Below are 26,632 nucleotides of genomic sequence, written 5' to 3'. Positions count from 1 at the left end.
GGGTTCACAGCGCCCTCGCGGAAACCTACCCTCGGCCCCGAGGCTGGGCAGTTCAATCTCTGTGGCAGCCTCGGGGTGCGGTGAATTACCTTAAACCCCCAACACTTCAATCAAGCGTTCACGCAACTGCTGCTGGCGCTCGGGGTCGGTCAGCGGTTCGCCTGCTTTGGTGGTGATGAAAAAGACGTCTTCTACCCGCTCGCCGAGGGTGGCGATTTTGGCCGCCGAAAGCGAGATATCCTGCTCCATAAAGATACGCCCGACCCGAGCCAGCAGGCCGGGGCGGTCGGGGGCCGTTAGCTCCAGCATGGTGCGCTCATTGGCCGGATCCTGCTCAATCAACACTTCCGTGGGTACCTTGAAATGCTTGAGCTGACGCGGCGTGTGGCGGGTGACGATATCTGGATAGTCGTCCGGGTCATCAAGCTCTTCCACCAGATGCTGGCGCATCTCTTCAATGTGGCCCGGGTCACGGATGGGCTGGCCGTGGCTGTCTAGCACAATAAAAGTGTTCAGCGTCCAGTCGTTATGGGAGGTGGCGATGCGGGCATCATGGATCGAAAGGCCCAACTGCTCCATGGCGGCCGCCGTTGCGGCGAACAGGTCATCCACCGAGCGGGTATGGATAAATACCTTGGTGCCACCTTCGGACATATCCGCCGTCGGCGCACTGATCAGCACCAACGGCAGCGGCGACTGGTTGTGATTGAGAATGCCTTGACTCTGCCAAACGATTTCGCTGGGCGCGTACTGCAGAAAGTAATCCTCCCCTAGCGATTCCCAAAGCTGGTCGATTTGTTGCCGGTTAACGCCAATGGTTTGCAGCAGCGAGCGTGCTTCGGTGCGCGTTTCCCGCACCCAGTCGTCACGGTCGGGCGGATTATTCAAGCCACGGCGCAGGGCGCGCTTGGTCTCGGCATGCAGTTGGCGCAGCAGCGATGCTCGCCAGCCGTTCCACAGGGTCGGGTTAGTCGCGTTGATATCGGCCACGGTGAGCACGTACAGATAGTCCAGGCGGGTTTCATTACGCACCACCAGCGCAAAATCGCGAATCACATCGGGGTCACTAATATCGCGCTTTTGCGCTGTCATTGACATCAGCAGGTGGTGCTCCACCAGCCAGCTGACCAAGTTCGTGTCGTGAGGCGAGACGTGATGCCGCTGGCAGAACTGTTCCACGTCCCGGGCGCCAATTTCCGAGTGGTCGCCGCCACGTCCTTTGCCGATATCGTGAAATAGCCCGGCAATCCACAGTAGATCTAGTTTGGGAAGCTGCTGCATCAGCGCTGCCGCTACTGGGAAGTCGCCTTTCGCTTCCGGTTTACGGAAACCGTGCAGAAACTTGAGCAGCCGCAGCGTGTGGGCATCGACGGTATAGATATGAAACAGGTCGTGCTGCATCAGCCCCACGGCACGGCCAAACTCGGGCAAGTACTTGCCCAAAATGCCGTAGCGGTTCATGCGGCGAAGCTGGCGCGGTACGTTGCCAGGGGCGCGCATAATGGCCATAAACAGCCGCTGGTGGCGCGGGTCTTCCCGGTAGTGGTCGTCAATCTGGTGGCGATGATCGCGGATCAGTCGGATGGTATCGGCGCGGACCCCTTCAATTTCGGGGTGCTTGGCCATCAACAGAAACAGCTCTAGCATCGCTGCCGGTCGCTCGCGGAACAGGTTGCGCGAGCGAACCTGAATATAGCCGCCTTTGGTCTCGAAACGCTCATTCAGCTTGACGGTTTCCAGTGCCTCTTTGCCGCGCAGGATGACTTCGTCAAAGTGCTGCAGCAGCATGTCGTTGAGGCCCGCCAGCGCAGTCACATGGCGGTAGTAGCGCTTCATGAATTGCTCGACAGCCAGGCGTTCGGGCGTGTCGCGGAAGCCGAACATCTCGGCAATCGTGCGCTGATGGTCAAATAGCAGGCGGTCTTCGGCGCGGTCGGTGAGCATATGCAGGGCGTAGCGCACTTGCCATAAAAACGCCTGTCCCTGGCTCAAAATGCGCAGTTCGGCGTCATTCATAAAGCCGTTAGCGACGATGTCGGTGTACTGTTCGGTGCCAAAGTGGCGTTTGGCTACCCAGCCGATCATCTGAATATCGCGCAACCCACCGGGGGAGCTTTTGAGGTTGGGCTCCAGGTGGTATTCGGAGTTGTTGTAGCGGTAGTGACGAGCAATCTGCTCCTGCCACTTGGCCTCAAAGAAGCGGTCGGCGGGCCAAATGTGCTCGGCGCTGAGGCGCTCACGCATCGCCTCACGCAATGCCTCCGGTCCCGCGATCAAACGTGATTCAAGCAGGTTGGTAATCACGGTCACGTCCGCTTCGGCTTCCCGTTCGCAATCGTTGAGCGAGCGCACGCTGTGACCAATCTCCAGGCCAATATCCCACAAAAACGTGATAAAGGCGGTAAGCGGTTCACGATAAGCGGTGTCGTCGTCCTGCTCCAGCAACAGCAGCAGATCAATGTCGGAGTGCGGGTGCAGTTCGCCCCGACCATAACCGCCGACTGCGACCAACGCGATGCCGTCATCGGGCCACTCGTGTTGCGACCAGGCAATGGCCAATAGCTGATCTAGGTACCAGGCGCGACCACGAACGAGATCGCGAATATCCGCTCCGGCGCGAAACTGGTCATCGAAGCGTGCTTGTAGTTCACGCAGCGCGGCCTTGAACGGGGCGACCGGGGAGCGAGAACCTGCAAGCTCGGTGCGAAACAGGTCTAAATCGTAAAGCGAGGTGTCCGGTTCAAACCGGTAGTGGTGAAGAAGCATCAGTTGGTCAAAAAACTGAAGTCTTCGTCGCGACGCGCGGTCAGCACTTCAACACCAGATTCAGTGACCAGCAGCGTGTGTTCCCACTGGGCGGAGAGGCTGCGATCCTTAGTGACGGCGGTCCAGCCATCGCGCAGTACCTTGGTTTTATAGTCACCGACATTAATCATCGGTTCGATGGTGAAGCACATGCCGGCAGCAAGCTTGATATCGGCGTCCGGCGCGTAGCCGTCGTAGTGCAAAAACTGCGGCTCCTCATGGAAATCAGCGCCGATACCGTGTCCGCAGAAGTCGCGCACCACCGAGTAGCCGTGCTCTTCGGCATGCTTTTGAATCACTCGAGCCAGTTCGGAAAGACGTACGCCAGGCTTCACCAGTTCAATGCTCTTATACAGGCACTCCTGGGTGATGCGGCACAGCCGTTCGCCCTGGATAGTCTCGCCCACCACGAACATCACGCTGGAGTCGCCGTGGTAGCCATCCTTGGTCTTGACGGTGATGTCCAGGTTCATGATGTCGCCGTTCTTGAGCTTCTTGGCGTCATCGGGAATGCCATGGCACACCACATGGTTAATAGAGGTGCAGGTTGCCTTGGGAAAACCGTGGTAGTTCAGCGGTGCCGGGGCCGACCCCAGTTCGTTAACGATATAGTCGTGACAAAGACGGTCGATTTCCCCCGTGCTGACCCCTGCCTGGACATGAGGGGTGATCATTTCGATAACGCTAGCCGCTTGGCGCCCGGCTTCGCGCATGTGTTCGATTTCAGAAGGCGTCTTGATAGGAACGTTCATGAATACTCGATATGGATTCAGAATGGAAAAATTGAATGGCGCAATTTAAGACCGTCAAACGGGGTGCGACTTCATCTTGGCAATGATCTATGGTATAAAGCCGCGCGCTTTCCTGCAATCGTGATTCCAAGCTTCTTAGCTGGGAAAGGCGGCAGTAGGGTAGGGCGATGAATCCGCAGCATGCTCATTAAAGAGCAACTGCTTGTTTGATCACTAAAAACATCAAGCCTTAAAAACACACATGCACCGGCACATGGTCCCGGGTGCCGCTGGCAGCGTTTAACGCGGTCAACGGTCGGATCCATGGGGTGCGTGGAGGCCTAACCCGAGTTTGAGGAGTTTTACCATGTCTCACGTTAATATGCGTGACCTGCTGAAAGCAGGCGCTCACTTTGGTCACCAGACCAAGTACTGGAACCCGAAGATGAGCAAGTTTATCTTCGGCGCGCGCAACAAGATTCACATCATCAACCTTGAGCACACTCTTCCTGCGCTGAATGAAGCGATCGATGTGGTCGAGAAGATGGCGGCATCCAACAACAAAATTTTGTTTGTTGGCACCAAGCGCAGCGCTAGCAAGGTAATTAAAGAAGAAGCGAACCGTGCCGGTCAGCACTTCGTCAACCATCGCTGGTTGGGCGGCATGTTGACTAACTTCAAGACCATCCGTCAGTCGATTAAGCGTCTGCGCGATCTTGAAACCATGCGCGAAGACGGCACGTTCGAGAAACTGACCAAGAAAGAAGTCCTGGTAGCAACTCGCGAGCAAGAAAAGCTTGAGCGTTCTATCGGCGGTATCAAGAACATGGGCGGCCTGCCGGACGCACTGTTCGTTATCGACGTTGACCACGAGCGCATCGCGATCAACGAAGCCAACAAACTGGGTATCCCGGTTATCGGCGTGGTGGATACTAACTCCAACCCCGATGGCGTTGATTACGTAATCCCAGGCAACGATGACTCCATCCGCGCTATCCAGATCTACGTTAAAGCGATTGCGGATGCGTGTGGTCGTGCCAAAGAAGGCAACGCACAAGAGTTTGTTGAAGTGACCGAAGAGGCCGCTGCAGCTGAAGACAACACTGCCGCCGAGTAATCGCAGCAGTGGGTGCGGTAAGCAGGTGTGCCGCATCAAGATAAAAGGGGGCTATGCCCCCTTTTTCCCGCGACAGATGAACTGTCTGAGCGGACGAATTTGCCGGCACTCATTACCGGCCCCGCAATTCAGAGAGACATAGGGCAGTGTGATATATGATGGTCATTTATCATGCCTATACTCTGTGTTGCGTTTAACTCTCATAGAACCATTTCAGAGGTGAATTCTCATGGCAGCTATCAGCGCCTCTCAGGTCAAGGAACTTCGCGAACGTACCGGTCTCGGCATGATGGAGTGTAAAAAAGCACTCACCGAAACCGACGGTGATATCGAAGTTGCGATTGAAAACCTGCGCAAAAGCTCAGGCCTAAAAGCGGCTAAGAAAGCCGACCGCATCGCCGCCGAAGGTGTTGTGGTAACGCGTGTAGCGGAAGATGGTAGCTACGGCGTAATGGTCGAAATCAACTCCGAGACTGACTTTGTTGCTCGTGATGACAATTTCATCGCGTTTGCCGACAAGATCGCCGGTGCTTTCTTTACTGCGAAAAGCGAAGATGTTGCAGCCGTCATGGCGGGCGAGCTTGAAACAGCACGCGAGCAGTTGGTTCAGAAAATCGGTGAAAACATTGGCGTGCGTCGTGCCGTCGTTGTTAACGCTGCTGACGGTGGCTTAGTGGGTGAATACGTCCACGGTGGCCGCATTGGCGTTCTAACCGTGCTGACTGGTGGCACTTCGCAAGTCGCTAAAGACGTTGCGATGCACGTAGCTGCGATCAATCCTGCGGTTGCCCATCCTGCCGACATGCCCCAAGAGCAGCTGGATCAGGAAAAAGCGATTATTCTGGCGCAGCCGGATATGGCCGGTAAACCGGAGCAGATCGCTGAGAAAATGGTCCAGGGTCGCTTGAAAAAGTACCTGGCGGAAAACAGCCTAACCGAACAGCCGTTTGTTAAAGACCCGAACCAAACCGTTGCTGAGTTCGTCAAAGCGGCAGGCGGCGAAGTGGTTGGCTTTACGCGCTTTGAAGTTGGCGAAGGCATCGAGAAAGAAGAAGTCGACTTTGCTAAAGAAGTTATGGAACAGGCTGGCCGTCGCTGAGGTCAGAGGTTTCAGAAAGAAGATGGCGTGCGCGCGAGCGCACGCCTTCGCGTATCCGGCCTCTGTATAATTGATGCTAGTATGACCGGCTCTTTTTTATCGGTTTTATACGTTATCAGTTTTATACATAGGGGCTGCACCGCCTGCCTGTGTTCAGGTCTGCCTCAGGAGAGATGCCATGTCACGTGATGTTCAAGAGCCTACCCCCCACGTAGCACCCAGCAAAGGCACTGCTGAGAGTTCGAAGTCAAAATACAAACGTATTTTGCTCAAGCTTTCTGGCGAAGCGTTGATGGGTGAACACGATTTTGGGATTGACCCCAAGGTGCTTGACCGCATGGCGCTGGAAATAGGTCAGCTAGTCGGCATTGGGGTGCAAGTCGGTATCGTGATTGGCGGTGGTAACTTGTTCCGCGGCGCGGCGCTCAATGAAGCCGGTATGGATCGCGTCACGGGTGACCACATGGGCATGTTAGCCACCGTGATGAACGCGTTGGCTATGCGCGACGCCTTAGAGCGCTCTAATATCCGTTCGCGGGTGATGTCTGCTATCCCGATGAGCGGTGTGGTAGAGCATTATGACCGCCGAACCGCTATTCGTTATTTAACCTCCGGGGACGTAGTGCTGTTCTCTGCAGGGACGGGTAATCCCTTCTTCACCACCGATTCGGCTGCTTGCTTACGCGGCATTGAAGTGGACGCAGATGTGGTCATTAAAGCGACCAAAGTGGATGGCGTCTACAATAAAGACCCGGTAAAACACCCAGATGCTGTGAAGTATGACCAGCTCTCTTACGATGACGCCTTGGATCAAAAGTTGGGCGTGATGGATTTGACCGCAATCTGCCTGGTACGTGACCATAATATGCCGGTGCGGGTATTTGATATGAATAAGCCTGGTGCTCTACTGAATATGGTTGTAGGGGGCAAGGAAGGCACGCTGATATACAGAGGTTAATGACGTGATTAACGATATTAAGAAAGATGCCGAATCGCGCATGAAAAAAAGCGTTGAGGCGCTGAATAGTAACTTCAACAAGATTCGTACCGGCCGTGCTCACCCGAGTATTTTAGACGCCGTTACGGTGGAGTATTACGGCAGCCAGGTGCCGCTTAGCCAAGTGGCGTCGGTTAACGTTGAAGATGCTCGCACGCTGAGTATTGTGCCGTGGGAGCAGGGCATGGTGCCGAAAATTGAAAAGGCCATCATGACCTCTGACCTTGGCTTGAACCCGGCCAGCGCCGGTACGGTGATTCGGGTGCCGATGCCGATGCTAACCGAAGAAACCCGCAAAGGTTACATTAAGCAAGCACGTAGCGAAGCCGAAAATGCTCGCGTTGCGGTGCGCAATGTACGTCGTGATGCCAACGGTGATTTTAAGTCGTTATTGAAAGATAAAGACATTACCGAAGATGATCAGCGTGAAGGCGAAGACGCCATCCAAAAGCTGACCGACAAATATATCGCTGAGATCGATAAAGCGCTGACTGCAAAAGAGCAGGATTTGATGCAGGTATAAACCTGTGTTTTATGCAGCCACGGGCAGCTTATGCTGCCCGTTTTGCCACACTCTGGCTGGTTTTTTTATGACTGATCTTTGGTGCGAGAAACCATGACGTCACCGCAGTTTCCTGAAGAACAGCAGGACGAGACCGGTGCACTTTCTCAGGCCGGGGAGGCGCCGCCGGCACACGTTGCTATCATTATGGATGGCAATAATCGCTGGGCGCGCGCGCGTGGGCTTTCAGGCGTACGTGGGCACCGCGCGGGGGTAGAAACGGTGCGTGCAGTGATACAGCGGGCCGCCGAGCGCGAGGTGAAAACGCTGAGTCTGTTTGCCTTCTCCAGCGAAAACTGGAAGCGCCCCGCCGCAGAAGTTAATGCCTTGATGGAGCTGTTTTTGATGGCGCTCAAGCGTGAAGTCAAAAAGCTCAACGAGCGCAATGTTCGCCTCTCGATTATTGGTGAACAGCGTGGTTTCTCCCATGCGATACAAAAGCATATTCAGCGTGCTGAAGTGTTAACTGCGCATAACACGGGCATGCATTTGGTGATTGCGGCTAACTATGGTGGTCAGTGGGATATCGCCCGGGCGGCGCGCAGCTTAGCCGAACAGGTGGCCGCAGGGGAGTTGGACCCCGCCGCCATTGATGAAACCCGCTTCGATAAAGCGATAGGGGGTGATGATGTGCCGCCGGTGGATCTGTGTATTCGTACCAGCGGCGAGCAGCGGTTATCCAACTATATGCTGTGGCAGTTGGCCTATGCCGAACTGCACTTTTCCCCGCTGCTATGGCCCGATTTCGGCGCAGAGGCGTTTGATGCCGCATTAAATGACTTTTGTCAGCGTCGCCGCCGCTTTGGTATGACGGACGAACAAATAGAGGCGCAAGGTGCTTAAACAGCGGATTATCACCGCAGCCTGGTTAGCACCCTTGGTGCTGGTTGGCCTGTTTGGATTAGACGGCGGCGCTTATGCGTTGTTCACAGCGCTTATTGTGCTACTCGGTACCTGGGAATGGGCCAACCTGGCGGGCGTTACACGCACGGCTCAGCGCGCTCTGTTAGTGGCCGCAATGGCGGGGTTGATGCTGGTCATGTGGCTGACGGGGGAGGCCACGTCGATATGGCCGCTTTGGCTGGCCGCTGCAGGCTGGCTACTGAATCTCTACTGGGTAACCCGCTACCCCGCTTTAGGCCAGCAGTGGCAAACCACCGTACGGCGTTTGGCGATGGGCCTGTGGGTACTGTTGCCCTGCTGGGTGGGCTTTAACATTCTGCGCGAGAGCGGCAGTGTTTGGCTGCTGTTTGTACTGCTGTTGGTCTGGTGTGCGGATATTGGCGCCTATTTTGTAGGGCGCCACTGGGGCAGGCGTAAACTGGCCCCTCATGTGAGCCCTGGAAAATCATGGGAAGGCGTGTTGGGCGGGTTGGCAGCAACCGCTATTCTGGCGTTTCTCTTTGCGCTCGGGCTATCACTGAATATGGTCGGTAGCCTCACCCTCATCTTGGTGACCGCGGTGGTGACGTTGACGTCTGTGCTGGGTGATCTGCTGGAAAGCATGCTCAAGCGCCACCGTAATATTAAAGATTCCAGTCAATTGCTACCCGGTCACGGCGGGGTGTTGGATCGAATTGACAGCCTGACAGCGGCGATCCCACTGTTTGCACTGTTCTATATCGAAGTGCTTGTTCGGGTGCAGCCCTTATGAGTCAGCAATCGCATCAAGCGTCTTTGCAACGTATAACGGTACTTGGGTCGACAGGCTCCATCGGTACCAGCACGCTGGATGTGATAGGCCGTCATCCCGACCGCTATGTCGTTCATGCCCTGACTGCGCACACCTCCAAAGAGGCCCTGCTCGCCCAGTGTTTAACGTATCGGCCAGCCGTCGCCGTGCTGGATGGCGAAGTCGATGCCGCTTGGCTGCGCCAAGAGCTCAAGCGTGTTGGCCAACCAACCGAGGTAAACGCTGGGCCTGAAGCGCTTTGTAATGTCGCCCGGGATGCTGACGTTGACTGTGTAATGGCGGCTATCGTAGGTGCTGCAGGATTGCTGCCCGCACTAGCCGCTGCCGAAGCGGGCAAACGCGTGCTGCTGGCCAATAAAGAAGCGCTAGTAATGAGCGGCGCACTATTTATGGACGCTGTTTCGCGTTCGGGGGCAACACTATTACCAATTGATTCCGAACATAATGCCATTTACCAGTGTCTACCTGCGGAGCATCGCGGCGGCTTGGCGCGCCACGGCATTAGTCAACTGATGCTAACGGCCTCTGGGGGGCCGTTTCGTACCTGGAGCCAGGCTGATATTAATAACGTGACGCCTGAGCAAGCTTGCGCTCATCCTAACTGGTCAATGGGCCGTAAGATTTCGGTGGATAGCGCCACGCTGATGAATAAAGGGCTGGAGCTTATTGAAGCCTGTTGGCTATTTGATGCAACCCCTGAGCAGATCCAGGTGGTGGTGCACCCACAAAGCGTGATTCACTCCATGGCGGCGTATCAGGATGGTTCGGTGATTGCCCAATTAGGTAATCCAGATATGCGCACGCCGATCGCCTACGGGCTTGCGTGGCCTGAGCGTATTGACGCCGGAGTCGAAACACTGGATCTTTTTCAGGTGGCAAGGCTCGATTTTGAAGCACCTGATGAAACGCGCTTTCCCTGTTTGGGGCTTGCACGTGACGCCATGCAGCAGGGTGGTATGGCGCCTGTCGTATTAAACGCTGCTAATGAAGTCGCGGTCGACGCCTTTCTGCAGCGTCGGCTCGGTTTTATGGCGATTGGGCAACTAGTGGCTGACGTCCTATCGCGGCCCATTCATGGCCATGTAGACAGCCTTGAAAGCGTATTAGCCACCGATCAGTGGGCGCGACAGCAAGCGCAAGAGTTGGTGGCAAGGTGGTCCGCTTAAGCATTTGCTGAGCTGGGCATTGTAGAGTGGGGCGTTAAAGGAGTCCAGTGTGGGCCTGATACAGAATATTTTAGCGGTTATTGTGGTGCTGGGCCTGTTAGTCACCTTTCATGAGTTCGGCCACTTTTGGGTGGCGCGTCGCTGCGGGGTTAAGGTGCTGCGTTTTTCAGTCGGCTTTGGCAAGCCGTTATGGTCACGGGTTGACCGTCAGGGCACTGAATATGCGATTGCCGCGATTCCTCTCGGCGGCTATGTCAAAATGCTTGATGAGCGCGAAGCGCCGGTGCCGGACGATCAGCTCGACCAAGCGTTTAATCGCAAGACAGTGTGGCAGCGCATTGCTATTGTAGCGGCAGGCCCGATCGCTAATTTTCTCCTCGCTATCGTCGCTTACTGGGCGCTGTTTGTCGCGGGTACCACGGTGGTTTCGCCGATGGTGGGGAGCGTTGCACCTGATTCACCTGCCGAAGAGGCAGGGCTTGTGCAGGGTGATGAAATTATCGCCATTCAAGGCGATGAGATGCGCTCTTGGGAAGATGTTAACCTAAAGCTGGTGTCGATTATTGGCTTCAGTGGCGATTTAGCTATCGCCGTGCGGCCTGAAAATTCGTCAGGTGCGCAGCGCTATACCCTGCCAGTCACTGATTACTTGGTTCGTCAGGATCCGCCACAGCCACTACAAACGCTCGGTATAACGCCTTGGCAGCCTGAGTTTCCGGCTATTTTGGGTCAAGTGGTGAGTGGTGAGGCCGCTGAGCAGGCGGGCCTGGTGGCGGGCGACACAATGGTGGCGATTAACGGTGAACCAGTCGATGATTGGATGCATTTCGTTAATATCGTCCGGGGTAGTCCTGGTGAAACGCTGCAACTTACCTACGAGCGAGACGGCGAGCAATCAACCGTTGGCCTCACTCCCGGGCGTAACAACTTGGATACAGGGGTTGAGATTGGCTATATCGGTGCTGGAGCTCAGCAGGTTGAGTGGCCGGCAGAGTTTCAGCGTGAAATACGTTATGGGCCCATCGAAGCGTTAGGCCAAGCGCTTTCACGCACCGGTGAGATGACACTACTCACCGTCGACGCTATACGAAAAATGTTGGTCGGGCTTATTTCGCCTTCTAATTTATCGGGGCCGATTACCATCGCGCAGGTGTCTGGCGATTCGGCACGTGCTGGGATGGAAGCGTTTGTCGGCTTTCTAGCGTATCTTTCTATCAGCCTTGGGGTGCTTAACCTATTACCTATCCCCGTGCTCGATGGTGGCCACTTGCTTTATTATTTTATGGAGGTCGTACGTGGACGGCCAGTATCTGAAAAAACTCAAGCCGTAGGATTGCGCATTGGGCTTGCCATGGTCGGTACCCTAATGTTGATGGCCCTCTATTTTGATCTGATGCGCCTGTGGTAATGACGCGTGTAGCGCGCAAGATGCCTTGTCATCTGCCTGCACAAATGTATATGGTGCCTTTCTGGAATGATCGGCAGACCAACGCGAGCGAATTGACTGCATGAAAATCAAGACCCTTGGAATGGCGGCACTCTTGCTGGCAGGCGCCAGCGGCGCCCAAGCACAATCCTTTGATGTTTCAGACATTCGAGTGGAAGGACTACAGCGGGTGTCCGCCGCCTCGGTCTTCAATGCATTTCCGGTGAGTGCCAATGAGCGCGTCAGCGAGCAGCAATTAGCCGCGGCAGCACGTGACCTATTTGAAACGGGGCTGTTTGACGACGTTGCGTTGGCACGCGAAGGAGATGTGCTGGTTATTCAGGTCGTCGAGCGGCCAACCATCGCGCGCTTGAACATCGAAGGCAACGACCAGATTTCGGACGAAGACCTGCGCAACGGCCTGCGTGAGTCGGGCCTGTCGGAAGGTCAGGTACTGCAACTCTCTACCCTTGACGAGATTGAGCGCGAGCTTGAGGGCGTGTATCAGGCTCAGGGTCGCTACAGCGCTGGCATTAATGTTGAGGTGGAAGAGATTGATGAGGGCCGGGTCCAGGTCAGCATCGATATCAATGAAGGTGAAGTCGCCAAGATCCGCCAGATCAATATCGTCGGTAACCAGGATTTCGACGATGAAACCCTGCGTGAAGTGTTCGAGCTAAACGACCGCCCTGGCCGTATCTTCGGCTGGTTCTCGAAAGATGAGTACTCCCGAGAAGCGCTCTCTGGTGATATCGAACGCCTACGCTCGTTCTATCTTGACCGTGGCTACGTCAACTTTGATGTTACTTCTACGCAAGTCTCTATCGGCCCTGAAAAGTCAGAAATCTTTATCACCCTGAATATTGATGAAGGCAACCAGTATCGCGTGGGCGATATTCGTTTCGCTGGCGACCTTCAAATCAGCGAGAACGAAGCTCGTAATCTGCTGGAAATCAGCAGTGGTGATATTTTCTCTCGCGGAGAGGTGAACGCCTCCACAGAAGCATTGCGCCAGCGTTTAGGCGCCGAGGGCTTTGCCTTTGCCGATGTACAGGGTGTCCCTGAAATGGCCGATGACGGTGAAACCGTCGATTTGGTCATTGCCGTTAATCCCGGCCAGCGGGCCTATGTTCGCCGCATCGAGTTCTACGGCAATACCACGACACAGGATGAAGTACTGCGTCGGGAAATGATTCAGCTGGAGGGGGCGCCTGCCTCCACGGAGTCCATTACCCAGTCGCGTCAACGTCTAGAGCGCCTTGGTTTCTTCAGCCAGGTGGAAGTCGACACTCAGCCCGTACCGGGGCAGCCCGACCTGCTGGATGTCACCTACAACGTGGAAGAGCAGCCTTCCGGCTCCATCTCGGCCAGTGTCGGTTTCTCGCAAAGTGCCGGCGTTATTTATGGCGTTGGTTTGTCACAAAATAACTTCTTAGGCACGGGTAATCGCGTCAACGTAGGCGCTCAGCGCAGCGACACTTTTACTAGCGTGAACTTTGGCTTCACCGACCCTTACTGGACGCTGGATGGCATATCGCGCGGTTATAATCTGTTCTATCGCGAAACCGACTATGCCAATTCTGATATATCGACATTCTCAACCGATGCTTACGGTGCTGGTATCAACTTTGGTTATCCCGTCAGTGAGCTGTCGCGGCTTAACTTTGGGGCCAGCGTTGAAGACCTAACGGTGAAAACCTACTTCGACACGGCCTCAGAAATTCGTCGCTACGTGGAAGATCAGGGCGAAGATGCGCAAAGCCTGAAGCTGACCGCCAGCTGGACACGCAATAATCTTAACCGCGGTATTATGCCTACCGATGGCAGCTATCAGCGCCTGTCGCTGGAAACCGGCGTGCCGGGCAGTGATTCGGAGTACTACAAGCTGCGCGCGCGCGCTCAACAGCTGTTTCCGATTAATAATGATGAAACCTGGGCGTTCAAATTTACCGGCAATGTCGGCTATGCCGATACGCTGGGCGGCAACGAACCCTTCCCCTTCTATGAAAACTTTTACGCAGGCGGCCTTGGCTCAGTGCGTGGTTTCACCTCGAATACGCTTGGTCAGCGCACAACACCGGCAACCGAAGGCGGTCGTGATCGCACCCTAGGGGGTAATGTTTCCATCGAAGGCAGTGCCGAAGTCCTCTTCCCGATGCCGTTCGTCGAGAACCAGCGCTCGGTACAGCCTACGCTGTTCCTGGATGCGGGGAATACCTTCCTGAGCTCCTGCTACGATGTGCTTGAGGAAGATGCTGGCCGGCAGCAGTGTAACTCTGGGGTAGATTTAGGTGATTTGCGCTACAGCGCCGGTATCGGTCTATCCTGGTTGACGCCGGTCGGCCCGTTGACCTTTAGCGTTGCCGAACCACTGAACGATGAAAGCGGTGACGATACTCAGTTCTTCCAGTTCTCATTAGGGCAAACGTTCTAAGAGGCAATTGTTCAAAAGAGCCGTCGTTCTAATATTGCTAGACCGCGTGCCATGGCGGTACGCGCTAGCGTGACCTAAGGAGATAACAAGATGCGTAGACTAACAGCGGTGGTATGCCTGTTGGGCGCGATGATCTTGCCCGCTCACGCTGCAGAAGTCGCGGTGTTGGATTGGCGAGCAGCGCTGATGAATACCCAATCTGCACAGGCATCAATGAGCAGCCTGGAAGGGCAGATTGGCAATCAACAGCGCGAAGCGCAGAACCTGGGTAATGAGTTACAGCAGCTGCAAGAGCGTTTGCAGAACGAAGGCGAAACCATGGCGCAGTCCCAGCGTGAATCACTGATTAGCGAGCTACAGCAAAAGGGCAGCCGCTTTGAACAGCTGCGCCAGGAAGTCATGCAGGCCCAGCAACGCTCTGAACAGCAGTTTTTAGAAGGTGCTGAACCGAAGCTGGAGCAGGCGGTTGCGCAGGTGCTCGAGCGCCACGGTATTGATGTGCTGGTCGAGCCTCAGGGCGTACTGCACTCAGGGGTTGACCTACCTAACGTGACCAACGAAGTCACCCAGATTTTTGATACCTTGAACTAATTTTAAACGATAATTGATGTGGCCTAGCCACACCAACGCTTCTCTGGGCTCCCATGACGCACGCTTCTCATCACCTTACCCTCGCAGACATTGCGCGCCAATTGGGCATCGCCGTTAGCGGTAATGCCCAGCAGCCGATACGCGGCTTGGCGACGCTAAAAGAGGCCCAGCCGGACCAAGTGGCCTTTCTAGCCAATCGCGCCTATTTGAAAGATTTGGCGACGACGAAAGCGGCGGCGGTGCTTCTGCACCCTGAGCATGGCAAACACTGCCCTGTACCGCGTCTTGAGATTGATAACCCTTATTTGGGTTACGCCAAACTATCGCAGTTGTTTGATCCCTTACCCGCTCGCGACATTATGGGGGTACATCCCACGGCAGTAGTGGCGGAAGACGCTCAGTTAGGTGCCGATGTCTCCATTCAAGCCCATGCTGTGATTGAAGCAGGTGTGGTACTGGGTGATCGCGTGGTGATCGGGGCTGGCAGCGTGGTAGGCGCTGACAGCATTATCGGCGAAGAAACGCGCTTGCACGCCAATGTCACGCTTTGCCATGGTGTGGTGGTGGGTAAACGCGGCATCTTACAAAGCGGTTGTGTCATCGGTGGCGACGGGTTTGGTTTTGCCCACGATGGCGCAGGCTGGCATAAGATTGCCCAGTTGGGTGGCGTTGTCCTGGGAAATGACGTTGAGGTTGGCAGTTGTTCGAGCATCGACCGTGGTGCGCTGGGTGATACGGTGATTGGCAATGACGTCAAAATCGATAGTCAGGTGCAAATTGCTCATAACGTGACCATTGGTGATCATAGTGCCTTAGCTGGCTGTGTGGGAATCGCGGGCTCTACCAAGGTAGGTAAACACTGTATGCTAGGGGGTGGCGTGGGTCTCTCAGGGCACCTGACCATCTGCGATGGTGTTCAAGTGACGGGGATGAGTTTAGTCACGAACTCAATCCATGAACCAGGGGTCTACTCCTCTGGTACCGGCGCCATGGCCAACACCCAATGGCGTAAAAACGCAGTTCGATTTAAACAGCTTGATGACATCGCTAAACGTCTAGCGAGGCTGGAAAAAAAACAGCGCAATGAGTAAGCGCTTTGGGTCGTCGCTGTGCGTTTTACCACTGCTGGCTTGAGGCTAAGTAGCAGTGGGGTATAATTCTCAGCCTTTTAATCAGCAGGCGTGCTGATATTTGCCTGAAGCTCTTCATGAGTTCCAGGTTTTTTGTCATTTTAGAGGTCGCTACGATGGTTATGGATATTAATGAAATTCGCGAGTACTTGCCCCACCGTTACCCCTTTTTGTTGGTGGATCGAGTAACGCAATTAACCACCGGCGAATCCATCGTTGCGTACAAAAACGTCAGCATTAATGAACCGTTCTTCAACGGCCATTTCCCCCATCACCCGATTATGCCCGGTGTATTAGTGCTCGAAGCCCTTGCTCAGGTATGTGGCATTCTCGGTTTTAAAACGGTTAATAAACTGCCTGCTGATGGTTACGTTTATTATCTGGTAGGCAGTGATAACGTGCGCTTTAAGCGTCCTGTCATGCCGGGTGACAAGCTCACGCTCGAAGCTGACGTTATCAAAGGCAAGCGGGGTATTTGGAAGTTCGCATGCCGAGCCACGGTGGATGGCGAATTGGCTTGCGAAGCAGAAATTATTTGTGCCGAGAGGAAGGTGGCTTGATACATCCTACTGCACTTGTCGACCCGACGGCGCGTCTTGCTGACGATGTTGAGGTAGGCCCTTTTAGCATCATCGGGCCAGACGTCACTATCGGCGCTGGCTCGGTGATTGGCCCGCATGTGGTGGTGAAAGGCCCCACCACGTTAGGCGAGCGTACGCGTATTTTTCAGTTTGCCTCGGTAGGCGAAGACTGCCAGGACAAGAAATACGCAGGCGAGCCGACGCGGTTAGTCATGGGCGATGATAATGTGATTCGTGAAGGCGCCACGATCCATCGTGGTACCGTTCAGGATCGCAGCGAAACGACTATTGGTTCGCGCAATTTGTTGATGGCCTACGTGCATGTCGGGCATGACTGCGTGATCGGTAACGACTGCATTTTGGCCAACCAGGTCACCTTGGCGGGTCATGTCACCGTTGGCGATCATGTCATTTTGGGTGGTTTGGCGGCAGTGCACCAGTTCTGCCACTTTGGCGATCACGCCATGGCCGGTGGCGGTTCGATCATCACCAAAGACACGCCCGCGTACATTATGATTAATGGCAATCCTGCAGAAGCACGTGGTCTCAATCTGGTGGGCTTGAAACGGCGTGGCTTTAGCCGCGAAGCGATTAGTGCATTAACCTCCGCGTATAAAATGGTCTATCGTCAGGGGCTGACGACAGAGCAGGCGCTAGTTGAAATGCGCAGCCGCTTTGAACTGCCTGAAGTCGAGCATTTTGCCGCCTCTATTGAGCGTTCGACCCGCGGCATTACCCGCTAACCCATGCTACATCGTCTGTGATCTTGCAATGATGACCCTGCACCGCGTCTACCTCGTGGCCGGAGAGCTCTCCGGCGATATTCTTGGCGCTGGGCTGATGCGTGAACTCAAAGCACGTCATCCAGATGTCGAGTTTCGCGGTATTGGTGGGCCGCGCATGCAGGCAGAAGGCATGGAGAGCCGCTTTCCTTTAGAGACCCTCGCGGTAATGGGGCTGGTTGAAGTGCTCAAGCACCTCCCAGAACTGATCCGTGTGCGTCGAACCCTGAAAGCCGAAGCCTTGGCCTGGCAGCCAGATATCATGCTCGGTATCGATGCCCCTGATTTCAATTTAGGCCTGGAGCGCCAGCTCCGTGAAGCGGGCATGACGACCGCCCACTACGTGAGCCCTTCCGTATGGGCGTGGCGACAGGGGCGGGTAAAAGGTATTGCCAAGTCGGTAGACGGCATGCTGACACTGCTGCCTTTTGAAGCCGCCTTCTATCGCGAACACCGTGTCCCCGTCGCCTTTGTGGGTCACCCTCTGGCCGACGAAATGCCGCTGGAAAATGACCGTGTTGCCACCCGCCAAGCGCTGGAGCTGGCGCCTGATAGCCAGGTGTTGGCGCTGTTGCCAGGCTCTCGGGCCAATGAAATTCGGTTTTTGGGCGATACCTTTCTTGCCGCCGCCGAACTGCTCTGCCAGCGCCACCCAGCGCTGCGCGTGGTGGTTCCTGCCGCGACGGTGGATCGTCATCGTGAAATTAGCGAATTGTTGACGCACTACCCATTGCTGGCTCAGCGCGTCACGCTGCTCAATGGACAAGCCCGTGAAGCGATGGTAGCCAGCGATATCGTGCTGCTGGCCTCGGGTACCGCCGCGTTGGAAGCCATGTTGTGCCATCGCAGCATGCTGGTGGCCTACAAGATGGCACCAATGACGCATTGGCTAGCCAAGCGAATGGTGAAAACTCAGTGGGTGTCGCTGCCCAATCTGATCGCTCAGGAGACGCTGGTGCCGGAACTGATTCAAGAGGCCGCCTCACCCGATGCGATTGCCGACCAGCTCAGTGCCATGCTGTCAGATGAGGCAAGCCGCCATGCGTTGGAAGCACGTTTTGCCGAGATGCACGCTACGCTACAGCGCAACGCCAGTCGGCGCGCCGCCGAGGCGATCAGCCAGCTAGTAGCAGGTCAGCCACTGGAGACTGTTGATGGCCATTGAGCATTGGTTAATTGAGCACAAGGATTTTCAACCGCTAGAAATTACCTACAGTGGTGAGCGTCTGGCAGGAGTGGATGAGGTAGGACGTGGGCCGCTGATCGGCAGCGTGGTAGCCGCCGCGGTAATTCTTGATCCTGCTAATCCGATTGAAGGTCTCAGCGACTCCAAAAAGCTCACTGCGCGCAAGCGTGAAGCGTTCGACAGTCAGATTCGCGAGCGAGCGTTAGCCTTTGCTGTGGCAGAAGCCAGCGCCGCCGAAGTGGATGAGCTGAATATTTACCACGCCACCCACTTGGCCATGCGTCGAGCCATTGATGCACTGGCACCGGCGGCGGAATATCTACTTGTCGATGGCAATAAATTACCTGGCCATCTGCTGCCTGGGCAGGCCGTGGTGAAGGGCGATGCGCGCCACGCGGCCATCGCCGCCGCCTCGATTCTGGCCAAGGTTGCCCGGGATGCCCAAATGGTTGCCTTGGATGAGTGCTATCCTGAGTATGGTTTTGCGCGCCATAAAGGCTACCCGACCAAAGAGCACCTGACGGCGCTTGCAGCTCACGGGGCACTGGCCGAACATCGTCGTAGTTTTGCGCCGGTGCAGCGTCAGTTGGCGCTGCTTTAACGTATTTCTTCTTCATCTAGCGTATTTCTGAGAGTCTCATGACGGTCCCGTTCGTTCATTTACGTTTGCACAGTGAATACTCCCTGGTCGACGGCTTGGTTAAACTCAAATCGCTGGTCAGCACTACTGCTGAGCGGTCGATGCCAGCGCTGGCGCTGACGGATGAAACTAACCTGTTTGGTTTGGTTAAATTCTACAAAGCCGCCCAGGGGGCGGGGTTGAAGCCGATCATCGGCAGCGATTTATGGCTGCAAAACCCTCATGACGAGTCTCACCCCTATCGGCTAACGCTGCTGGCCATAAATGACGTTGGCTATCGCAACCTTACCGAGCTGATCTCTAAAGGCTGGACCTATGGCCAGCGCCAGGGGCGGGCCATTCTCGATAAGCAGTGGGTATTAGAGCAGAGCGAAGGGCTGATAGCGCTTTCCGGTGCGCGTGAGGGTGAGATTGGCCGGCACCTGCTCTCTGATCATGAGCCTGAAGCGCGTCAGCTGCTCGAAGAGTGGCAGGCTGCGTTTCCCGAACGTTTTTATTTAGAGCTAGTGCGCACTGGGCGCCCATTGGAAGAGGCCTGCGTTCACGCCAGCGTCAAGCTGGCCATTGAGACAGGCACACCGGTGGTGGCGACCAACGACGTTCGCTTTTTAGAGCGCGACGATTACTGGGCCCACGAAACCCGCGTCGCCATCGGCGAAGGTAAAGCGCTGGATGACCCACGCCGTGAACGCCGCTACACCGAAGAGCAGTACCTAAAAAGCCCCGACGAGATGGCGGCGCTGTTTGCGGATATTCCCGAAGCGCTGGAAAACAGCGTCATGATCGCAGAACGCTGCAGCGTGAACGTGCGTCTGGGCGAGATTTTCCTACCTGAATTCGAAATTCCTGAGGGCATGACCCAGGATGAGTTCTTCCGCAAGGTCTCTCACGATGGCCTGACGGATCGACTCGATTTTCTCTTCCCTGCTGAACGCTATCCCCGCGACAGCGATGAATACAAGGCGATCGACCAGCGATACCGCGATCGGCTGGAGTTTGAGCTTAACGTTATTATCCAGATGGGTTTTCCTGGCTACTTCTTGATCGTAATGGACTTTATCCAGTGGGCAAAAGATAACAGCGTTCCTGTAGGCCCTGGACGCGGCTCAGGTGCTGGCTCGCTGGTGGCTTATGCGCAAAAGATCACCGACCTTGACCCGATCGGCTATGACCTTCTCTTCGAGCGCTTCCTGAACCCGGAACGTGTCTCCATGCCCGACTTTGACGTCGATTTCTGTATGGAGAAACGCGATAAGGTAATTGAGTACGTGGCCGAGCGTTACGGACGCAATGCGGTATCTCAGATCGTGACGTTTGGCACCATGGCCGCCAAGGCCGTGGTGCGTGATGTTGCACGCGCTCAGGGGCGGCCCTACTCGCTGGGGGATAAGCTCTCCAAGCTGATCCCCTTTGAAGTGGGCATGACCCTGGCCAAAGCCATCGAGCAGGAACCCGCGCTCAAAGAGTTTATCGGTAACGACGAAGAAGCTGAGGAAATCTGGGAGATGGCCCTAAAGCTCGAGGGCACCACCCGGGGGACCGGTAAGCACGCCGGGGGCGTGGTCATTGCGCCGACCAAACTGACGGACTTCTCTCCGCTGTTATGCGACGAGGACGGTTCAGGCTTGGTGGTGCAATTCGACAAAAACGATATCGAAGAGGCGGGGCTGGTTAAGTTTGACTTCCTGGGCCTACGCACGCTGACGATTATCGACTGGGCGCTGGAGATGGTCGATAAGGTGCGCAGCGTCAATGACCAGGGGCCGCTCAATATCGACAGCATCCCGCTGGACGACGCGCCGACCTTTGAGATGCTCAAACGCGCTGAAACCACCGCGGTGTTTCAGCTCGAATCCCGTGGCATGAAAGAGTTAATCAAGCGCCTGCTGCCTGACTCGCTAGACGATATGATCGCCCTGGTGGCGCTGTTCCGCCCCGGCCCGCTGCAGTCGGGCATGGTGGATGACTTTATCAACCGTAAGCACGGCCGAGCCGAAGTCTCTTATCCCCACCCGGATTACCAGCACGAGCTGTTGAAACCAGTGTTGGCACCTACCTATGGCATCATTCTCTACCAAGAGCAGGTCATGCAGATCGCTCAGGTCATGGCGGGCTACAGCCTTGGCCAGGCCGATATGCTACGCCGTGCCATGGGTAAGAAAAAGCCCGAAGAGATGGCCAAGCAGCGCGATGGCTTTATGGAAGGTTGCGCCGCCAACGGTATCGATAAAGATCTTGCCGGTAACATCTTTGACCTGGTTGAAAAATTCGCCGGTTACGGCTTCAACAAGTCGCACTCGGCCGCCTACGCCTTGGTTTCCTACCAAACGGCGTGGCTAAAAGCCCACTATCCGGGGCCCTTTATGGCCGCGGTAATGTCCACCGAAATGGACAACCTGGATAAGGTGGTGCCGCTGATTGAGGAGTGCCGCAACCTCAAGCTCACCGTGACGCCGCCGGATGTTAACGTGGGCGGTTACAAGTTTACCGTCGATACCGATGCCCGAGTGGTTTACGGCCTGGGTGCGATTCGTGGCGTGGGCGAAGGACCGATTGGTGCCATTGTTGAAGCTCGCGAGGCAGACGGTCCGTTTAAGGATATCTTCGACTTCTGTCGTCGCATGGACCCTAAACGGATGAATAAGCGCACCCTGGAAGCACTGATTCGCTCCGGCGCTCTGGATACCATCGGTCCCAATCGCGCGGTGCTATTCGCTGCCATGGAAGATGCGCTGAAAGCCGCCGCCCAGAACCATACCAATCAAAACCTGGGTATGCTGGATATGTTCGGTGACGCCTTCGTTGAAGCTGACGACAGCGATAGCAACGTTTACGCCGAATATATCAACGCTCGAGAGTGGACTGATCGCGAGCGTCTCTCTGGGGAGAAAGACACCCTGGGGCTTTACCTAACGGGCCACCCGATCGACGAGTACGAGCGGGAATTAAAGCGCTTTGTGTCTACCCGGATCAGTGATTTAAAGCCCTCCCGCGATCCCCAGCGTGTCGCCGGTCTGGTGGTCGGCGTGCGCACCATGAAATCCAAGCGCGGCGACACCATGGCGTTTATTACCCTTGACGACCGCACCGGGCGTATTGAAGCCTCGCTGTTTGGGGAGCTTTTTGAGCAGTTACGCGGTCAGATTGAGGCCGATCAAGTGTTGATCGTTGAGGGCGAGGTTTCCAGCGATGAGTTCTCCGGCGGTCTGCGCCTGCGTGGCAAAGATGTTACACCCATGGTGACAGCGCGTATTCGCTACGGCCAAGCCGTGGAACTGGCACTGGACGCGGGGCAGATCAATGGTCGCTTAATTGAAACCCTGCGTGACAGCCTGACGCCGTATCGCGATCAGGAAGGCTTACCGGTACGCCTGCAGTACCGCCATCCAGCAGCCGTCGCGTGGTTGGAGCTCGCCGATGAGTGGAAAGTCGCGCCGAGCGACGATTTACTGCTGGCACTGCGGGATGTACAAGGCCAGGCGGGCGTGCAGCTACGTTATCGTTAAAAGTATCGCCAACGGGTAATCGGGCGAGCACCCACCTTGCGCAGCAGGGCCAGGGTGCGATAATGCTCTTTATACTCTTTCACACATATGCATGCTTATTTTGACCAGGCAGAGCCGATGAATCCTAATTATCTCGATTTTGAACAGCCCATTGCCGAACTTCAGGCAAAAATTGAAGAGCTGCGTTTGGTCAGCTCTGATAGCCAAGTAAACCTTTCTGACGAGATCTCTCGGCTGGAAGAGAAAAGCCGTAAGCTGACGGAATCGATCTTCAAGGATTTGACTCCCTGGCAGGTTTCGCAACTATCTCGTCACCCCCAGCGCCCTTATACGCTGGACTATCTCGAACATATCTTCACCGACTTTGACGAGCTGCACGGTGATCGCAACTTCGCCGATGATGCCGCGCTGGTGGGTGGCATTGCGCGGTTGAATGATGCACCAGTGATGGTGATTGGTCATCAAAAAGGCCGCGATGTAAAAGAGAAAGTGCGCCGCAACTTCGGTATGCCGCGCCCAGAAGGCTACCGCAAAGCGTGCCGTCTGATGGAGATGGCCGAGCGCTTCAAAATGCCGATTCTGACCTTTATCGATACCCCCGGTGCTTATCCCGGTATCGACGCGGAAGAGCGTGGTCAGTCCGAGGCTATTGCCTATAACCTGGCCGTTATGTCGCGTCTGAAAACGCCTATTATCTCGACCGTGGTGGGCGAAGGTGGCTCCGGCGGCGCGCTGGCCATTGGCGTATGTGACGAGCTGCAGATGTTGCAGTACTCCACTTACTCGGTGATCTCACCGGAAGGCTGCGCCTCGATTCTATGGAAAAGTGCCACCAAGGCTTCTGATGCCGCCCAGGCCATGGGGATCACTGCCGAGCGCCTGAAGGAGCTGGGTTTTGTTGATTCGCTGATTAAAGAGCCGTTAGGCGGCTCTCATCGCCATCCTCTCTCTACCGCCGAGCGCGTCAAGGAAGCGCTCACCGCGAGCCTGGAGCGCTTGCAGGCAATGGATACCGATGCGCTGCTTGAACGTCGCTACAAGCGCTTGATGAGCTATGGCGCCTCAGCCGCGTAGTACGCTTCAAGGCCTGCTTAATGACGCCCTGGCGGAAACCCCGCCGGGGCGCTCTATTTGGGTGGCACTCTCAGGCGGTTTGGACTCCTGTCTGCTGCTCACGTTAGCCGTACAGGTCTGTGAACAAGCAGAACGCCCCCTGCGAGCCATTCATATCAATCATGGCCTGCAAGCGGCAGCATCGACATTTGAAGCCCACTGTCGGGCGCTTTGTGAGCGTGCCAACGTTCCCCTCACAGTCGCCGAGGTGGCAGTGGATACCCAAGGCGAGGGCATTGAAGGGGCGGCGCGCAATGCCCGTTATGAGGCTTTCTTCGCCACTCTTCCCGCCGGTGACACGCTTTGGCTCGCCCAGCATCAGGACGATCAGGCGGAAACCTTCCTGCTTGCTGCCCTGCGCGGCAGTGGCGTACGCGGCCTGGCGGGTATGCCTTATCGGCGTGATGCCCACGCTATTACGCTGCTGCGCCCGTGGCTTACGGTAGGGCGGGCCGCGCTTGAGAAAGCCGCGCAGTCACTTGATCTCTGCTGGTGCGAAGACCCTACCAACAGGGATATCAGCCTTGATCGCAACCGCCTGCGCCACCGGGTGCTGCCGACGCTTCGCGAACGTTGGCCAGGGGCAGATGAGGCCTTGGCGAGTAGCGCCCAACATGCCAGCGAAGCCGACACCTTGCTGAGTGAGTATGCCCAGCAAGAGCTGCAAGCGTTACTTACCATTGATGGCCAATGCGTCGATAACCAATACTTGAACGCCGCAGCTTTAAGCGCGCGTTTGCGACCCCGTCAGCGGCTTTTGGTGCGTACGCTTTGCCAGCAGCAAGGGTTGCCGACGCCGCCGCAAAAGCGCCTAGAGAGCCTGCTGGATCAATTAACAGCGAAGGTGGATGCCCAGGTATGCGTCGAGTGGCAGGGCGCTCAGGCGCGCCTGTGGCGTCAGCGGCTCTATCTGATGGCGCCTCTTGAGCCGCTACCGGCGTGGGAGGTTAGTTGGGATGGTCAAACGCCCCTGGAAACACCCATCGGGCCGCTGGGCTGGCAAGTATCTTCGTTACCAACGCCATCCCAAGCGTCGTCTCAACTGCTCAGGGTCACTTGGCGACAGGGAGGCGAGGTCATTCAACTGCCAACGCGGGGTAGGCGCGATGTAAAGCGACTTCTTCAGGAGGCAGAGGTACCGCCCTGGGAGCGCGGACGGCTGGTGGTGATCATGCAGGCATCAGCGTGTATTGGCGTGATTGCTCCCCCTGGCAAGCTGCTATGGCAAGCCGAGGGGGCGCGCTTCATCCGTCAGACTTTCCCTGCTGTATCAAAAGCTTGAAACCGGCGGCTTCCATAAACGCCTGCTCCTGCTCCAAGTCGGTACTCAGCAGGGTGGGTTCATCACTGGCAGGCAGCGTGATGGTCAGGCTATCGCTGTCAGCGCTTATCTCCGGCAGCGAGGGAGCGGTTTCAGGGCGCGAATGATTAAGCAGTACGGCTAAACGTAGCAGCCGGGCGAGCTTCTGCGTCACTTCCTGTTGCGCGTCGGGCAAAGCCTGCCACTCTTTAAGCGGAAATTTGCGTCGATGCGCGCGCACCAGAAACGCCAACCGCCGCTGTTCAGGACGGGAGAAGCCAGCGAGATCGGAGTGCTCCAGCAGGTACGCACCGTGGCGATGAAATTGGCTGTGGGAAATCGCCAAGCCGATTTCATGCACATGGCTAGCCCACTGCAAATAGCGCGCTTGATCGGGGTTGAGCGACCACGCGTGGCGTACCTGATGGAATAAGCGCTCAGCGGTGTCGGCGACATTAAGCCCCTGGCGCGTATCGACATCGTAGGTGCGCTGCAGCGACTCCAGGCTTTTCGAGCGCGAGTCTTCTGCGGTATTACGCCCGGCCATATCGTAGAGCACGCCTTCACGCAGTGCGCCGTCGGCGAAGCGCATTTGGGTTAAATCGAAGGCTTCAAAAATAGCTCCAAGAATGGCAATCCCCGCCGGGAAAACCTTGGCGCGGTCGGCTTTGAGGCCGTCCAGCTCGACTTTTTCCAGCTGTTTGCACTTGAGCAGACGCTCGCGCAGCTTCTTTAAGCCGCCGCGGGTAATAACGCCTTCATGGGGCGTATCGGCGTAGGCATAAAGCACGCTGGCGGCGGCCTTGATCGTGCCGCTGGAGCCGACCGGGTCATCCCAGCCCAGGCGCTGGTAGGGGCGCTGAATATTGGCAAGCTCCGAAAGGGCCGCCAGCTCGGCGCGGCGCATGCGCTTTTCGTTCAACTCACCGTCGGGGAAGAAGCGCCGGGAAAACGTGACGCAGCCCATGCGTAGGCTTTCCAGCGCCTTAGGCTCAAACGCCTCGCCGATGATGAATTCAGTCGAGCCGCCGCCAATGTCGACGATTAATCGACGGCCACTTTCGGCCAGGGCATGGGCGGCACCCAAATAAATCAGCCGAGCCTCTTCGCGCCCAGCAATAATTTCGATGGCGTGACCTAATTGGGCCTCAGCGCGTTCGATAAATGCTTGGCTATTATGCGCATCGCGTAACGCGTTAGTGCCCACGATACGCAAATTGGCGTTGGTAATATCGCTTAAAAAGGGCGCGAAGCGTCCTAAGCAGTCTAGCGCGCGCTGCATAGCCGCCTCGCTCAGCATGCCGTCATCGTCTAAGCCTGCGGCGAGCTGCACTTTTTCACCCAAGCGGGCCACCACCTGGAGGCGTTCATGCTGGTAGTTGGCCACCAGTAGGTGAAAGCTGTTGGAGCCCAGGTCAATGGCGGCGAATCGCTGCGGCGCGCCGCTGTTTGCCTCAGCGGCAGAGGCGTCAATGGGGAGCAAAATGTCCTTGGGCATGAGCTTTCCTTCGTGTTGGCTGTGCCAAGGTTGCGGTGACCTTTATCTATTGTCAATTGCAAAGGCTTGCGTTTGTCGCAGGGCTTGACTACCATCGAGCTACTGGCTTGATCTGACCTGGTTAGTTAGTGTGTCCACAAGTACTTCGTTGTTAAGATAGTTTTGATAGACCGTTTAGATAGAAGGCTTAAATAGACAGTTTAGATAAATCATCTTGCATGCGTCGTTCAAGTACGGCACCTTGGTCGCCCCAGACGTTATTCATTGTTTATCCC

21 protein-coding genes are annotated in these 26,632 nt (G+C 56.0%); 18 read left to right on the top strand and 3 right to left on the bottom strand.

Annotated elements, in window-relative coordinates; genetic code table 11:
• Positions 1 to 90: 90 nt before the first annotated feature.
• Both V8L71_RS06510 and map read right to left on the bottom strand, forming a co-directional pair.
• A complete protein-coding gene (locus V8L71_RS06510; RefSeq protein WP_336273571.1) occupies positions 91 to 2,766 on the bottom strand; it encodes a [protein-PII] uridylyltransferase in 2,676 nt (891 codons plus the stop codon).
• On the bottom strand, positions 2,766 to 3,557 hold the full coding sequence (gene map, locus V8L71_RS06505) for a type I methionyl aminopeptidase (RefSeq protein ID WP_101147414.1): 792 nt from the start codon (positions 3,555 to 3,557) through the stop codon (positions 2,766 to 2,768). Before map ends, V8L71_RS06510 begins: the two co-directional genes overlap by 1 nt.
• 346 nt (positions 3,558 to 3,903) lie before the next feature.
• Here map and rpsB point away from each other — a divergent pair, with 346 nt between their 5' ends.
• The 18 genes from rpsB (at position 3,904) to tilS (ending at position 24,841) form a co-directional block, all read left to right on the top strand.
• Positions 3,904 to 4,653 carry a 30S ribosomal protein S2 gene (gene rpsB / locus V8L71_RS06500; protein WP_008959879.1) on the top strand — a complete coding sequence of 250 codons (750 nt, stop codon included), beginning with the start codon at positions 3,904 to 3,906 and terminating at the stop codon, positions 4,651 to 4,653.
• A 229-nt stretch (positions 4,654 to 4,882) separates the two neighbouring features.
• Entirely contained in the window at positions 4,883 to 5,752 is an 870-nt protein-coding gene (gene tsf, locus V8L71_RS06495; RefSeq protein ID WP_101147413.1) for a translation elongation factor Ts, read from the top strand.
• Between the two features lie 178 nt (positions 5,753 to 5,930).
• On the top strand, positions 5,931 to 6,710 hold the full coding sequence (pyrH, locus tag V8L71_RS06490) for a UMP kinase (RefSeq protein ID WP_176302523.1): 780 nt from the start codon (positions 5,931 to 5,933) through the stop codon (positions 6,708 to 6,710).
• A gap of 4 nt (positions 6,711 to 6,714) precedes the next feature.
• The gene (frr, locus tag V8L71_RS06485) at positions 6,715 to 7,272 is read left to right on the top strand and encodes a ribosome recycling factor (RefSeq protein ID WP_008959876.1); all 558 of its coding nucleotides are present in this window, start codon (positions 6,715 to 6,717) and stop codon (positions 7,270 to 7,272) included.
• Positions 7,273 to 7,365: 93 nt separating this feature from the next.
• Complete coding sequence (gene uppS, locus V8L71_RS06480) at positions 7,366 to 8,154, top strand: polyprenyl diphosphate synthase (protein ID WP_336273570.1); 789 nt, start codon at positions 7,366 to 7,368, stop codon at positions 8,152 to 8,154.
• Positions 8,147 to 8,965: a phosphatidate cytidylyltransferase gene (locus V8L71_RS06475; protein WP_336273569.1), complete on the top strand. Its 819-nt coding sequence runs from the start codon at positions 8,147 to 8,149 to the stop codon at positions 8,963 to 8,965. Before uppS ends, V8L71_RS06475 begins: the two co-directional genes overlap by 8 nt.
• Entirely contained in the window at positions 8,962 to 10,170 is a 1,209-nt protein-coding gene (gene ispC / locus V8L71_RS06470; RefSeq protein WP_336273568.1) for a 1-deoxy-D-xylulose-5-phosphate reductoisomerase, read from the top strand. The genes V8L71_RS06475 and ispC overlap by 4 nt, the downstream gene beginning before the upstream one ends.
• A 49-nt stretch (positions 10,171 to 10,219) precedes the next feature.
• Positions 10,220 to 11,578, top strand: coding sequence for an RIP metalloprotease RseP (rseP, locus tag V8L71_RS06465; protein WP_336268881.1), 1,359 nt, complete (start codon positions 10,220 to 10,222; stop codon positions 11,576 to 11,578).
• Positions 11,579 to 11,678: 100 nt separating this feature from the next.
• Positions 11,679 to 14,030: an outer membrane protein assembly factor BamA gene (gene bamA, locus V8L71_RS06460; RefSeq protein WP_431313165.1), complete on the top strand. Its 2,352-nt coding sequence runs from the start codon at positions 11,679 to 11,681 to the stop codon at positions 14,028 to 14,030.
• A gap of 90 nt (positions 14,031 to 14,120) precedes the next feature.
• On the top strand, positions 14,121 to 14,621 hold the full coding sequence (locus V8L71_RS06455; protein WP_336273567.1) for an OmpH/Skp family outer membrane protein: 501 nt from the start codon (positions 14,121 to 14,123) through the stop codon (positions 14,619 to 14,621).
• Between the two features lie 53 nt (positions 14,622 to 14,674).
• Entirely contained in the window at positions 14,675 to 15,712 is a 1,038-nt protein-coding gene (gene lpxD, locus V8L71_RS06450) for a UDP-3-O-(3-hydroxymyristoyl)glucosamine N-acyltransferase (RefSeq protein WP_336273566.1), read from the top strand.
• A gap of 155 nt (positions 15,713 to 15,867) precedes the next feature.
• Positions 15,868 to 16,311: a 3-hydroxyacyl-ACP dehydratase FabZ gene (gene fabZ, locus V8L71_RS06445; RefSeq protein ID WP_008959868.1), complete on the top strand. Its 444-nt coding sequence runs from the start codon at positions 15,868 to 15,870 to the stop codon at positions 16,309 to 16,311.
• Positions 16,308 to 17,075, top strand: coding sequence for an acyl-ACP--UDP-N-acetylglucosamine O-acyltransferase (lpxA, locus tag V8L71_RS06440; protein ID WP_336273565.1), 768 nt, complete (start codon positions 16,308 to 16,310; stop codon positions 17,073 to 17,075). Before fabZ ends, lpxA begins: the two co-directional genes overlap by 4 nt.
• A gap of 31 nt (positions 17,076 to 17,106) precedes the next feature.
• A complete protein-coding gene (gene lpxB, locus V8L71_RS06435; protein WP_336273617.1) occupies positions 17,107 to 18,279 on the top strand; it encodes a lipid-A-disaccharide synthase in 1,173 nt (390 codons plus the stop codon).
• Positions 18,269 to 18,901: a ribonuclease HII gene (gene rnhB, locus V8L71_RS06430; protein WP_336273564.1), complete on the top strand. Its 633-nt coding sequence runs from the start codon at positions 18,269 to 18,271 to the stop codon at positions 18,899 to 18,901. The genes lpxB and rnhB overlap by 11 nt, the downstream gene beginning before the upstream one ends.
• Before the next feature lie 38 nt (positions 18,902 to 18,939).
• Positions 18,940 to 22,446 carry a DNA polymerase III subunit alpha gene (dnaE, locus tag V8L71_RS06425; RefSeq protein WP_336273563.1) on the top strand — a complete coding sequence of 1,169 codons (3,507 nt, stop codon included), beginning with the start codon at positions 18,940 to 18,942 and terminating at the stop codon, positions 22,444 to 22,446.
• 117 nt (positions 22,447 to 22,563) lie between these two features.
• Entirely contained in the window at positions 22,564 to 23,520 is a 957-nt protein-coding gene (gene accA, locus V8L71_RS06420) for an acetyl-CoA carboxylase carboxyl transferase subunit alpha (RefSeq protein ID WP_336273562.1), read from the top strand.
• Positions 23,501 to 24,841, top strand: coding sequence for a tRNA lysidine(34) synthetase TilS (tilS, locus tag V8L71_RS06415; protein WP_336273561.1), 1,341 nt, complete (start codon positions 23,501 to 23,503; stop codon positions 24,839 to 24,841). The genes accA and tilS overlap by 20 nt, the downstream gene beginning before the upstream one ends.
• Here tilS and ppx read toward each other — a convergent pair.
• Positions 24,804 to 26,357 (bottom strand): exopolyphosphatase, encoded by a 1,554-nt coding sequence (gene ppx, locus V8L71_RS06410; RefSeq protein ID WP_101147399.1) that lies wholly within the window; start codon positions 26,355 to 26,357, stop codon positions 24,804 to 24,806. The genes tilS and ppx overlap by 38 nt on opposite strands.
• Between the last annotated feature and the right edge of the window lie 275 nt (positions 26,358 to 26,632).

The sequence above is a fragment of the Vreelandella indica genome, assembly GCF_037070225.1.
GTDB classification, from domain to species: Bacteria; Pseudomonadota; Gammaproteobacteria; order Pseudomonadales; family Halomonadaceae; genus Vreelandella; species Vreelandella arctica.
Note: the sequence above shows the minus strand (reverse complement) of the source record. Positions and strands in the feature narration are given on the sequence as shown.